The sequence below is a fragment of the Desulfobacca acetoxidans DSM 11109 genome (genome assembly GCF_000195295.1).
In the GTDB taxonomy this organism is placed as follows: Bacteria; Desulfobacterota; Desulfobaccia; order Desulfobaccales; family Desulfobaccaceae; genus Desulfobacca; species Desulfobacca acetoxidans.
This window is the reverse complement of sequence record NC_015388.1, coordinates 1,981,952-1,994,561: the sequence shown is the minus strand read 5'-3', so window position 1 is coordinate 1,994,561 and position 12,610 is coordinate 1,981,952. Positions and strand designations below refer to the sequence as shown.

Sequence of the window (12,610 nt, the reverse complement as noted above, 5' to 3'; positions counted from 1 at the left end):
AGGGTATTATTTCTTGACAGAAACTGGCGACTATTACAGATATAAAGACACTTTCGATGCGGTCGGAGAAATGGTTAAGATCGGCGCCGTTCAGTAATTCGGGGTACCATGCCGCGGTCGTAGATCTTCGGGCTGACTTCCTCCCCCTCATTGCCGACAGGAATAACGGACATGCTGACTTTTTTAGAGGATCCAGATCTCAGACTGATATTCTTCGGCGGCAAAGGAGGTGTAGGCAAAACAACCTGCGCAGCAGCCACTGCATTGCATCATGCTCTTCACTCCCCTCAAAATTCGGTCCTCTTGGTCTCTACCGACCCGGCACATTCCCTCGTTGATAGCTTAGGCTCTTTCCACCTGCCTGACAATCTGACAGCGAAAGAATTTAATGCGCAACAGGCTCTGAAATCTTTCCAGGCCCAACATCGGGATAAGTTTGTCGAGATTGCAGCCAGGGGGTCTTTTTTCGACGAAGAAGATATCCGGCAGGTTTTGGAGCTTTCTCTCCCCGGATTGGATGAGTTAATGGCCCTTCTGGAAATTGCCGGTTGGGTCGAAACCCAGTCCTACACCCAAATTATCGTGGACACTGCTCCGACGGGACACACCCTGCGGCTGTTGACTATTCCGGGATTGATCCGCAATTGGCTTAAGGCCCTGGATGCCTTGATGGAAAAACACCGTTTTATGCAGCAGCGGTTTCGAGGGGCATACCAACCGGATGAAATGGACCGATTTTTGGCGTCGCTGACTGATAAGGTCAAACAGGTTGAAAGTCTGCTGCACCATACGCGTCTATGCCGTTTCGTCCCGGTGATGCTGGCAGAAGAGATCGTCATTAGTGAAACCCTCAAACTTTTGGGCGAGCTGCGCCGCAGGCAGATCCCGGTGGTCGAGATAATAGTCAATCGCCTGTATCCCGAAAGCTCCTGTCCCCGGTGTGCCGCCGGTTATCAACGGCAGCGGCAGCTTCTGGCCGAGCTGGCTTCCCTGTCCTCGACCTCCGACTATGTCTGGTGGGGACTGCCCCTGTTTCCGGATGAAATCCGGGGAGCGAATCTGGCAACCTTATGGAAACGGGCAACGGCACTTGAGCTTACTCCTTCAGGTCCGGCGACCATCCAGATGGCATCGCCGCCATTTGTAGAGAATCCCTATCCCTGCCCCACTACGGCGCCAACCTTTTTGATCTTTGCCGGCAAAGGTGGTGTGGGCAAAAGCACGGTGGCCAGCGCCACTGCTCTCCGTCTGGCTCGGGAATTTCCAGAAAGAAGGTGTTTGCTATTCTCTACCGATCCGGCCCATTCGTTGAGCGCCTGTCTGAAACTTCCCGTCGGTCCCCGGCCGGTGCATCTGGCGCCGGGGCTCACCGCCATAGAGATCGATGCTCCGGGAGAATTCGCTGCCTTTAAGAAACGCTACCGCCAGGATCTGGAAAGATTCTTCCAAAGCACTCTGAAGAATATCGACGTTCCTTTTGACCGCCAGGTATTGGAGCGTCTTTTAGACCTGTCACCTCCGGGATTAGATGAAATCATGGCCCTAGTAATAGTCCTGGATTTTTTAGACCAGGGTAGCTTCGATCTGTTTATCCTAGACGCGGCGCCCACCGGCCACTTGCTGCGGCTCCTGGAATTGCCCGAACTAATTGACGAATGGTTGAAAACTTTTTTTGGCATTTTGCTGAAATACCAGCTTGCCTTCAGGTTTCCGTCTCTGTCCCAAGAGATGGTGAAAATTTCACGAAAAGTGAAGCTGCTGCGGAAAATGTGGCAAGACCCGGTCAAAACCGCGTTGTATACGGTAAGCATACTCACGGAAATGGCCTTTCAGGAAACCAGCGACCTGTTGGCGGCCTGCAATCGGCAGGGGCTGTGGACGCCCGTGTTGTTCCTGAACCAGGCTACTCCGGCTTCGGATTGCCCACTGTGCGCCGCTCTCAATCGCCGGGAAGCCCTTATCAGAGCAAAGTATCAAGAAAGTTTTGCCAAGCTGCATCAGACGGTTATCTATCGTCAGACTACCCCCCGGGGGCTAGACCTGTTGGATGAATTGGGGAAGGCGCTCTATCTTCCCCGCACGAGGGAGGACTGCAATGGCGCTGCTCATGATCTGTCCGCGCTGTCTAGCTAAGATACCCCTGACCTCCCGTTTATGTCCGCGGTGCGGTGCCTTTCTGCTTGATCTGTCGGCGTCCGAACGCCATTACTTTATCTCTCCGGCAGGGTCCATGGAAACTTTTCCATCGGAACCGGCGATGACTTGCTCAGAACCCGAAGGCACCTCGGTGCTTGACTGGTTGGAGCCCCACATGGAAACTACAGAAGCGTCGAGGCTGACAACTCCTCTGCCGGCGGATAAAAATGTATCGCTCTGTGAAGCATTGGATCGTATTCTCCATAAGGGGGCGGTTCTTTTCGGAGAAGTCAAAATTTCCGTGGCTGATATCGATCTGGTCTATCTGGGTCTTCAGGTAATTGTGTCTTCCATCGAGACGGCAAGAGGAATGCAAACCGGTCCCACCGAAGAATGTCTCGGCCTGGATTTATTTGATCATTAAAGGAGTATGAATATGGCGTCTGTTGCGGTGAATCACGTCGAGTCCGAGACTATGAACGATTTCGCCCGGATAATGCAGGAAGGGACATCGGGACCGGCACATATCCGGGGTGAGCCGATTCCCCGGATCAATCTGGATCAGGATAATCTCAAGAACAGTCTCGGACAATTAGTATTAACCCTGGTAAAACTTCTGCACGAGCTGCTGGAGCGGCAGAGCATCCGCCGCATTGAAGCCGGTTCTCTCACCGAGGATCAGATTGAACGCTTGGGAGTGACACTTATGAGGCAGGCCCAAGAAATTGACCGACTGCGGCAAGAGTTTGGCCTCGAAGAGGAAGATTTGAACATCGACCTTGGCCCTTTAGGCCAACTCCTTTAAGGAGGAAAAGAAGATGACTAGACAACGCGGCATCCAGAGTTCCATTGAGAGCACCAACCTGGCAGATCTGCTGGAACGCATCTTGGACAAAGGAATTGTTATTGCGGGGGATATCAAAATCCGGCTGGTGGAAGTAGAACTTCTTACCCTGCAGATTCGCCTGGTGATCTGTTCGGTGGACAAGGCCAAAGAGTTGGGTATCGACTGGTGGGTGACCAATCCGGCACTGAGTCGCCAGGCCCAACCTGAAGCCGACACCCTGGCCATGATCAACGAACGGTTGGGGCGCCTGGAATCGGCTGTCGCCATGGCCGGGGCTTAATTTGCCGAGGTAAACACGAGGTTCACCTCTACAGGCAGTAGGCGAACACAAGGTTCGCCCCTACAAAAAGCAGTTTTATCATGTGCAGGTATCTACCGAGAAAATAAGCTCCGGGTTCCGAGTTAACAAGAAAATAACTTTTGCGCCGGTCATAAAACCTGTACCGCCCGCAAGTGATTTCCATGGCTTAAGGTAAGGTCAGGGTTTGTCAGGACACTGAATATTATCATGGTCTGCGGGCATTCTATAAATAATACAATGACGTTGATTGCTTCGCAGCATATAAATTGTCATGTCCTGGTGATCACAACGAAATATGAAAGAATGATTGGTGGCATAGGCCTCCTGGCCTGTGCATGGGTATGCCGGCTGGAAAGCCTGCACCACCTTCTTTCATATAAATCGGCATGTCCTCGTGATCACAACGAAGCATAAGAACAGAATCGTGGCGGCTGCTCACAATAATGTTTTTGCTGCTCACGGCTCACGGCTCACGGCTCACGGTTTTTATATAAGTGCTCATGTTCTGCCGAACACAACGAAGCATAAAAACAGAATCGTGGCGGCTGCTCACAATAATGTTATTGCTGCTCACGGCTCACGGCTCACGGCTCACGGCTCACGGCTCACGGTTTTTATATAAGTGTTTTTTTCGTGTGCTCCTGCTATTTTCCCCTCAATTGACCTCCCTTACCTGGCCATTCCGGCCAACAGGTCCAAGATGACCTGGGCCGGTTTAGCCGGTCTATTTTCCAGAAAAACTTGCCATTGCAATTGTTTCATAATAACATGTAGCATTGTATTTTTCAGGCTGGCGGGGAGACGGGCGCGCCGTCCGGCTCACCAATAATTCCCCTGTCAGTAGATATCTTGGATTGGCAGCGAGTTAAGTATACAATAATTACTGCAGAGATTAGAAAGCCTGTGCTGCGTATAGCAGTAAATGACTTTTGGGTTTTGTAATTGCCCGATAGGCAATAGCCATTCCTATGAAACCCGACCTGGTGTCGGTCCATTGATTTCTCCCAGCCAAAGGTGTAACTGGTGCGCTTAGTTTCGACAAAGGTCTATGTTATTGTTGGCGTTATCACCTTTTTGGTGCTTGTCGGGGCTTTTATCCTGGGACTGATGTCCGCCGATAAGATGCGGGAGGTTATCAGCGAACAATTTAACCAGCAGCAGTTGGTGATCGCCCAGGGGGCGGCCTCGGACATCGAAGACAAGTTTAGGTTTATCCAGAATGAACTGCACACCTTGAATCTGTCTCCCTCGATACAATATCTGGAAGTCTCCTGGCCCAACCGGATGCAGATTACCATGGATACCGTCAGAGACCTCGGGGTGGTGGAGATCGGGTTTTTGAATGCTGCGGGCAGCCAACTGAACCAGTTAACCGCAAATAACCGGAGTTCGGTCAAAAAAGTTGATTTTGCCAATCTTGGCTGGCTATCATGGATCAGAGACCCCGGTCACCTAAACAAATTTTTACTGGAGCAGGTGGGGGCCGATTTACGTTCCTCGCCGGATGATAACGCCTATTTATTGATTGCCATACCCACCTACCAGGTTTCGGTGGATGAAAGTCATCCGGTTGCTTCGCGTCAGTTCACCGGAACGCTCTACTTTTTACTCAATCCGTCCTCGTTTGTAAAGAAATTCGTCCAAAACCTTCGCTCCGGCCAGACCGGCTATGCCTGGGTAATAGACGGCCGGGGTTTTTTCCTCTACCATCCGGAAGAGGAATTTATCGGTAAAAACGCTTTTGAGGTGCGTCGGAAGCGGTCCCATTTTACGATATCTTTCAGTGAAATCAATAAGATTCAGCGCGAAAAGATGTTGGCCGGTCGGGAGGGTGCCTCTTGGTACTGGAGCGGCTGGCACCGGGGCATTGAGCAGAAGATGAAAAAGTTCATTGCCTTCGCCCCTATTCACCTGAAAGGTGATAATGAGCAGCTGATCTGGTCTCTGGCAGTAGTAGCACCCCAGGCGGAAGTGGAGGGAGTGATTCACGAAGTTTATCTCCGGCAATTTCTACTCCAGGGGGGCATAATCATTCTGATTCTCATGGCCGGCGGCGTAATTATTTTTTATGAAAGCCGTTGGTCCGCAGCCCTGGAAATGGAAGTGCAACGCAAGACTGCGGCATTGAAAAAATCGACGGACGAACTGGAAAAATCAGAGAAATTGTATAAATCCCTGGTGGAGTCGGCGGAGGATTCCATTCTCACCGTGGACATACATAAGGAGATTGTTTCGATTAACCGTTTTGGCGCCAAATTTTTCGGCTACACCCCCCGCGGCATCATCGGCAAGTCGTTGGCGGCCATTCTTCCAGGGTCAGCCAATGTCACATTGGGTCATCAGATCGACGATGTCTTCCAGACCCAGACCGGCCGCCGGGTTTTTCTGGAAGTTGTCCTTGGCGGCAAAGAATACCATCTTAATATCAACCTGACGCCGATTATCGAAGGCGAACAGGTGGTTAGCGTCCTGCTCATCGCCCATGATGTCACCATGGCCAGGAAGATGGAGGAGCAGTTATACTTTACCGAGAAGCTTGCTTCACTGGGGCAGTTGGCCGCCGGTGTAGCTCATGAGATCAATAATCCGTTGGCCATTATCCTGGGTTACACGGACATGTTGTTGGAGAAAACCGAAGCCGACAGCAAGCAGTATAAAATCTTGCAGACCATCGAACGCCAGGGCAACAACTGCAAAAGAATCGTGGAAAATCTCATGACCTTTGCCCGTGCTCCGGAGGAGGTGCAGCACGATACTGATGTCAACCGCAATATTGAGATGGTCCTGGAAGTAGTCCGCAACACCCTTTTTACCAGAAAAATTGAATACCAGCTAGAACTGGAGGAGAGATTGCCCCGGGTGAACGGCGATGCGGCGCAACTGCAGCAAGTCTTTCTGAATCTCATTACCAACGCCGTCAAAGCCATGCCGGAGGGGGGCCGTTTGACAATCGCCACGCGTTCTTTGAAAAATGGGGCTGAGGTACAGATTCTCTTTATCGATACGGGGGTGGGCATCAAAAAAGAACACCTGCCGAAAATCTACGATCCTTTCTTTACCACTCGCAAGGTAGGGGAAGGCACCGGCCTGGGCTTGTCTGTCAGTTATGGCATCATCACCAAATTCGGCGGTTCCATAAACTGCGTCAGTAAAGCCCAAGAGGAAGTGGGAAAGGAGGAAAGCGGCTCCACCTTTACTATCACCCTGCCAGCCGCCCAAAATAACAGGGGAGAAAGCACCGTCTAAGAGGATGAGAATGTCCGCCAAAATATTACTTGTTGATGATGAGCCGGATATGCTGGATATGCTGGAGATGATCATTACGGATAAGACACCCCACCAGGTGACGACGACCAACAATCCTTTGGAACTGACCGAGCTGCTGACCCGCGATACCTTCGACCTGGTCATTACCGACCTGAAGATGCCCTCCATGGATGGGATTGAGGTTATTAAGGCGGTAAAACAGCACGATCCCGATACGCCAGTGGTTATGATCACCGCCTTTGGCACCATCGAGTCGGCAGAAGAAGCAGTCCGCCAGGGCGCTTATGATTTTATTACCAAACCCTTTCGCAAAGAACAGATTCTGGTGGCCATCTCCCGGGCCTTGGAATGGCGGGGCATGATCAAGGAAAACCGGGAACTGAAGCGCATGATGCAGGAATCTTCTTCCCAATGAGAAGCTGACAGAGTCTCTTCCTTGCTTCAAGGATGGATCTTGGGGAGGCAGCCAGGAATCTGCCCGAGGGTTTGGCTGAGGAGTGCAGGTAATGCCAGAGACTATTGTAATAATCGACGATGAACCGGATCTGTTGGATCTGTTGAAGTTAATCCTGACGGAAAAGACCGATTATACTATTTTAACCACTACCGACCCTAAGCAGGCCCTTGATTGGCACCGGGAGCACCACGCCGATGTCTTTATCAGCGATCTGCGGATGCCTCAAATGGAAGGGATCGAACTTTTGAAGCTGGTCAAAGACCTGGATCCCGACACGCCTTTTATCATCATGACTGCCTTTGGCACCATTGAGTCGGCAGTGGAGGCCATGCGCCAGGGCGCTTTTGATTACATTACAAAGCCTTTCCGCAAAGAACAGATATTGATGACTATCAATAAAGCCTTCAATCAGCGGCGGAAATCCCAAGCCCGGGCCTAGTCCTGGGGGGGATCGGTGGAAGAACGTTGTTGAATATTTTTAGATGGTTTAAAGGTAAAGGCAAATCCGCCCCGAGCTCGGGGATGGAAGCCTTTAAGAAAAAATACGAGAGTTTTAAAAATCTTTTGGATGCCAACAATGACGCCCTGGAGCTCATGGCGCGGCTGGAATCGGTTGCCGAAGGTGATTTTGTCTTTGATATCCAGTTTATCCGCTCTCGCAGCAGCTCGATCCTGGCCAAGGTCGGGATCATCGTTGAAGCGCTCAATGTCCTGGGTGACAACCGGTATGAGGCTATCAAAGGCATCTATGAGGATTTACAAACCAAAATTTCTAGTGAAGTCTCTACGGCTTTGCCGGATGAGATCATTCCCCTGGCCCTGCCCCTCACTCAGATAGACCGGCGCCACCTGAGCCAGGTAGGCGCAAAAAACGCCAATCTGGGCGAAATGAAAAACCGTCTAGGTCTTCCTACACCTGATGGCTTTGCCCTCACCCATGCGGCCTATCATTCAGTCGTGGCCGAGAATGACCTGACCGACCGCATCCGGCACCTTTTATATACTATCGATCCGAACAACCTGGAAGAACTGACGGCAGAGGGCGAGTCGTTAAAAATGGCCTTCCGGGAGGCCGTTATCCCGACCCGACTCCGGGAGGAAGTCACCCAACACTACCAACAGTTAGTAGCCCTTTTGGGATATGCCCCCCCTCTGGCCCTCAGAAGCAGCGGCATCTATGAGGATCAGGAATTTTCCTTTGCCGGCCTGTTCCTTACCAGATTAAATGTTTCCTTTCAGGATTTCTTCCCGGCATATCTGGAAGTCCTGGCCAGCCAGTTTAATCCGCGGGCTCTGGTGTATCTCTGCCAGAAAAGGCTGACACACCGGGAGCAGGCCATGAGCGTCGGTTGCCTGGCCATGGTGCCAGCCGCGGCGGCGGGGGTCATGTTCACGGTTGACCCCCTGAGTGGCGCCAGCGACGTCATCCTAATTGACGCCACCTGGGGTTTGGGGCCGGCGGTGGTAGACGGGGCGGTGACTCCGGACCGGTTTTTTCTGGCCAAGAAACCGACTTTAACACTCATTGACCAACATATTCACGATAAACCCATACTCTTAGCGGGCTTGGAGGGAGCCGCCGGTTTGACCACTATGGCGGTGAGCGGCGACCAGAGGACCCAACCGGCCTTAACCGAGGAACAGTTGCTGACTATTGGCCGTTATGGACTGCAATTGGAGGACCATTTCGGGGAACCGCAGGACATTGAATTTGCCATTGACCCGCCAGGAACGATTGTGCTGATGCAGACCCGCCCGTTACAGGTTTTGGCTTCGCAACCGGAGGAAGCCTCTCCGGCTTTCGAGCAGGAGCGTCATCCGGTGTTGATTGACAACGGCACCGTGGCCTGTTTCGGGGTGGTCAGCGGACCGGCTTTTGTCATCGGCGAGGATCAGGAGCTAAGTGAATTCCCGGAAGGGGCGATTCTGGTGGCAAGACATACCAGCGTCCGCTACGGCATGATTCTTCATAAAGCCCGGGGCATGGTCATCGACATCGGCAGCGCCACCTCCCACCTGGCAATTCTGGCTCGCGAATTTAAGATCCCGACCCTGGTGGACGCTGGCCAGGCAACGACAACACTCCGTTCGGGCCAGATCATTACTTTGGATGCCACCCACCTGCGCGTCTATGAAGGCGAGATCCCGGAGTTGCTGGCCGAAACTGCCAAAAAAACCGCCACTGTCAGCGAAACCGCCATTTACGCCAAGCTACGCCGGGTACTGCGCTGGATTACGCCCCTGAATCTGGTAGATCCGAAGTTAAGCGACTTGACGCCCGCCGCCTGCAAGACTCTGCACGATATCACCCGCTTCGCCCACCAGATGGGCATCAGCGAGATGTTCAAGCTGGCGGAACAGGCCAGCCAATATGACATACAATCAGTCCGACTCAAAACGCCCATTCCTCTCAACCTGCATATCATCGATCTTGGCGGAGGCCTCGAGACCGGCCGCCATGCCAGGTTCATTCCACCGGAGTCCATCACCTCCATACCCATGCAAGCCGTGTGGCGCGGCATCAGCCATCCGGAGATCTCCTGGGCCGGGCCTATTCCCATCGATGTCAAGGGCCTTTATTCCGTAGTTTCCCGCTCCTTGACGGCGGCGCCGGCCGAACATGCGGACTTCTGGTCCCGCACCTTTGCCATCGTCTCTCGAAACTACGTGAACTTCAGCTCGCGTCTGGGCTACCACTTCGCCACCATCGACGCCTATGTCAGCGACACCCGCAATGACAACTATATCACCTTCCGCTTTAAGGGTGGCGCCGCCGACGAAGTACGCCGGGGACGGCGGGTGCGGTTTCTCGGCGCCGTCCTAAAAAAACTGGATTTTGAGGTGGAAGTAACCGGCGATCTGGTCGTAGGGCGGCTGTGGAAATACCCTCGGGAACTGCTGGAGGAGAAGCTTGACCTCCTGGGCCGCCTTATGGGCTGCGCCCGCCAACGGGATATGCTCATGGCTGATGATGCCATGGTAGATCGGTACGCCGAGGCTTTTCTGGCAGGCAGATACCGTTTCGAAGGCGAAGCCGGCAGCGTCCCTTCCGAGAAAATCCAGGAACGCCACTCCTCCTAACGATTCCCACATAAAATGGTTTTTTTGAGAAAAAGGCAACACCTCAGTTGTTTGGGGCGAATACAAGATTCGCCACTACGGATGGGCCTGTCGGTGCTGTAGTGCTGCTGGGTGGGCACCCTCCGTCATTCCTTGATCTATTCTCTCAGATAGCTGAAGTATTACCCTAACCCTATAACAAGAATTTTGCAAAAGCCTTTAAATTATCCAATTAATATAAATTAAATAGTCTTTTAAAATAATAGATAGGATATGAAGTAAGTTGTTATAACTGCAAAGTTTGTAGGGGATTGGTATGTACCAAGAAAGCCTAGGGAATTACCAGCAGACGTACTACCCGGCCGGCGTGTGGGGAGCGGCGGGAAATGGGACGGCTTCCTGGTATGTAGTGTATACGGCCTGTCATCACGAATTTCGGGTCGAGCAGCGGTTAAAGCGGAGCGGCCGGGAAACCTTTCTGCCTTGGATTGCTGTACCCAGCCGGCGGTGCGATCGGCGGCTGCAGATCAATGTTCCCCTCTTTCCGGGATATCTTTTTATCCGGGAGCAGTTGACGCCCGTGGTGTACCACGAAATTGTCCGGCTGCCTGGAGTGGCTCGGATTTTGCGGTGCAATGGCGGCTATGCCACGGTATGCCCGGAAGTTATCGAATCTATCCGGCAGTCTTTGGCGAGTTTGCGCCCGTGCGGACCTCATGCGTTTGTACAACGCGGCAAGCAGGTTCGGGTGGTTGAGGGTCCTTTACGGGGGATTGTCGGCATTATCAAAGAGCTGAAACATCGGAAGCGCCGCCTGGTCATAACCGTAGAGCTATTCAAGCGATCCATGGCGGTTGAATTAGACGATGATGCGGTGGAGCCGTATTAAGCTAAAAGCCCCCTGCTGACGGCTATACCTAGAAATTTATCTTAGGCATATTAGAACCCAATGCCACCGGCAGATGATTTTCATCGTTTGTGGGTGATTTTGAAAAGAATGGCATTTCATTAGATTATGACGTGGTTTAGGCAACGGTCAAATCTTTCATTAAGGCTGGCGCGGTGGCTGCTGGTCTTATGGGGCGCGACTATCTGGGCGTGTCCGGCACCGGCGGCTGTTCCGGCGCCTGCGGCAGTGACCGTGGTAGGCCTGGATGCCGAAGGAACGCCGCAACGGCATGGAATGGGAGTTATTCTCGAAAATGGTCTGGTTCTCAGCAGTAACAGCATCCTAGGAGCTGACGGGCTGGCCGTCATTAAAACGGCGGACGGCACCCTGCATCTTAGCAAACCGCCACTCTGGCAGGATTTTTTACAGGGGTTATGCCTGTTGGAGGTCGAAGGTTTGGCCGTGTCGTCCCCGCTGCAACCTGCTCAAGGAAAGTGGCGTCCACCGCTAAAGGTTGGCTTAGCCGTCTTGACCGGAAAAGGCCCTTCCCTGACAGAAGGTACGATAACCGGTGTCTTGGCCCTCTCTCCCCGGATCACGCTGCTCAAAATTACCTCAGGGGATATCCAGATCATGGATGGGACTCCTGTATTTTCGGGAGATGGACGGCTTTTAGGCATGTATCATGATTTTGCCGACCTGCGGCTCTGTCTGGCCCTAAACAGTCAGGACCTGCCTAAGAAAATTCAACGCCGGGAAGCAGGAACATCAATAACTGCGACTGCACCGACGCCTCTGCCTCCGGAAGTCTATCAGGCCTTTTGGGAGGGCGTAGCCGCCAGTTTAAGGGAAGATTGGAGCAAAGCCGGGGAGCACTTCGACGCCGCCCTGAAGAACGAGGCCGTCCTCCCCGAAGCAGCATTAGGACGGGGCGTGGCCCGACAGCATTTAAAAGATAATATCGGTGCGATTCTTGATTGCCAGAAGGCCTTAAAGTGGGAGCCGGGCTATGCCTTGGCCTATTTCTGGCTGGGGCGCGCCCAGGAGGAATCCGGACTGTTGACCGAGGCTGCGACTGCCTATCATCGGGCCAAAGAATTGGCCCCGGACATGCGTGAGCCCTGGCTGCATCTCGGACTGTTGGCCTACCGCGGCGGTAAGTTGGCAACAGCCAAAGAATTCCTGCAGCAGGTGCCGGATGACTTCCCGCAAGCCCTCGAGAAGTGGTGGCGGCTGGGACAGATATACCTGACTGAGCAGCGTTGGGAAGAGGCCCAAGAGGCCTTTGGTCACGCCTTATCACTGCGACCGAATTATCTGCCGGCCCTCGTGGAGCGCGGCAAACTGCTAGTAAAATTGGGGCGGCCGGAGGAAGCGATTCCTCTCTTGGAACAGGCGGTAGCACAACAGCCGGAGCAGACTCACATCCGTTACCACCTGGCTCTGGCCTATCACTTTTCCTGGCGACAGGCGGCAGCCTGGGAAGAATATTGGAAGCTGCGGCGGCAACACTCAGCCCTGGCCCCGCGTCTGGCGGCCTTGTTGGAAAATCAGCATTGAATCGCAGAATCGCAGAAATATCATTTGACTTAAGTCTGAATACATTTGTAAAATGGCCTAGGTTGTTTAAAGCGCATCCAAGATGCACCCATA

Annotated in this window: 10 protein-coding genes; all 10 read left to right on the top strand. The window is 52.8% G+C overall.

The genetic code is table 11. The annotated features are described in order from the left end of the window. Positions 1–171: 171 nt before the first annotated feature. Positions 172–2,133, top strand: coding sequence for an ArsA family ATPase (locus tag DESAC_RS08880; RefSeq protein ID WP_013706731.1), 1,962 nt, complete (start codon positions 172–174; stop codon positions 2,131–2,133). After that, positions 2,096–2,560, top strand: a complete 465-nt coding sequence (gene gvpJ / locus DESAC_RS16790) for a gas vesicle protein GvpJ (protein ID WP_013706730.1) — start codon at positions 2,096–2,098, stop codon at positions 2,558–2,560. Before DESAC_RS08880 ends, gvpJ begins: the two co-directional genes overlap by 38 nt. 12 nt (positions 2,561–2,572) lie before the next feature. Continuing rightward, a complete protein-coding gene (locus DESAC_RS08870; RefSeq protein ID WP_013706729.1) occupies positions 2,573–2,941 on the top strand; it encodes a gas vesicle protein K in 369 nt (122 codons plus the stop codon). Positions 2,942–2,954: 13 nt separating this feature from the next. After that, on the top strand, positions 2,955–3,263 hold the full coding sequence (locus tag DESAC_RS08865) for a gas vesicle protein (protein ID WP_013706728.1): 309 nt from the start codon (positions 2,955–2,957) through the stop codon (positions 3,261–3,263). 1,044 nt (positions 3,264–4,307) lie between these two features. Next, positions 4,308–6,530, top strand: coding sequence for a sensor histidine kinase (locus tag DESAC_RS15270; RefSeq protein ID WP_013706727.1), 2,223 nt, complete (start codon positions 4,308–4,310; stop codon positions 6,528–6,530). Between the two features lie 10 nt (positions 6,531–6,540). Then, positions 6,541–6,966, top strand: coding sequence for a sigma-54-dependent transcriptional regulator (locus DESAC_RS08855; RefSeq protein ID WP_013706726.1), 426 nt, complete (start codon positions 6,541–6,543; stop codon positions 6,964–6,966). A 91-nt stretch (positions 6,967–7,057) separates the two neighbouring features. Beyond that, positions 7,058–7,447 (top strand): response regulator, encoded by a 390-nt coding sequence (locus DESAC_RS08850; protein WP_013706725.1) that lies wholly within the window; start codon positions 7,058–7,060, stop codon positions 7,445–7,447. 29 nt (positions 7,448–7,476) lie between these two features. After that, positions 7,477–10,089, top strand: coding sequence for a PEP/pyruvate-binding domain-containing protein (locus DESAC_RS08845; protein WP_148231214.1), 2,613 nt, complete (start codon positions 7,477–7,479; stop codon positions 10,087–10,089). Between the two features lie 295 nt (positions 10,090–10,384). Continuing rightward, positions 10,385–10,957, top strand: a complete 573-nt coding sequence (nusG, locus tag DESAC_RS08840) for a transcription termination/antitermination protein NusG (RefSeq protein ID WP_013706723.1) — start codon at positions 10,385–10,387, stop codon at positions 10,955–10,957. Between the two features lie 126 nt (positions 10,958–11,083). Next, on the top strand, positions 11,084–12,517 hold the full coding sequence (locus DESAC_RS08835; protein ID WP_013706722.1) for a tetratricopeptide repeat-containing S1 family peptidase: 1,434 nt from the start codon (positions 11,084–11,086) through the stop codon (positions 12,515–12,517). Positions 12,518–12,610: the final 93 nt, after the last annotated feature.

Coding starts and splice junctions, on each gene's coding strand:
- DESAC_RS08850 (WP_013706725.1), top strand. CDS start 7,058: ATGCCAGAGACTATTGTAATAATCGACGATGAACCGGATCTGTTGGAT.
- gvpJ (WP_013706730.1), top strand. CDS start 2,096: ATGGCGCTGCTCATGATCTGTCCGCGCTGTCTAGCTAAGATACCCCTG.
- DESAC_RS08855 (WP_013706726.1), top strand. CDS start 6,541: ATGTCCGCCAAAATATTACTTGTTGATGATGAGCCGGATATGCTGGAT.
- nusG (WP_013706723.1), top strand. CDS start 10,385: ATGTACCAAGAAAGCCTAGGGAATTACCAGCAGACGTACTACCCGGCC.
- DESAC_RS08880 (WP_013706731.1), top strand. CDS start 172: ATGCTGACTTTTTTAGAGGATCCAGATCTCAGACTGATATTCTTCGGC.
- DESAC_RS08865 (WP_013706728.1), top strand. CDS start 2,955: ATGACTAGACAACGCGGCATCCAGAGTTCCATTGAGAGCACCAACCTG.
- DESAC_RS08870 (WP_013706729.1), top strand. CDS start 2,573: ATGGCGTCTGTTGCGGTGAATCACGTCGAGTCCGAGACTATGAACGAT.
- DESAC_RS08835 (WP_013706722.1), top strand. CDS start 11,084: ATGACGTGGTTTAGGCAACGGTCAAATCTTTCATTAAGGCTGGCGCGG.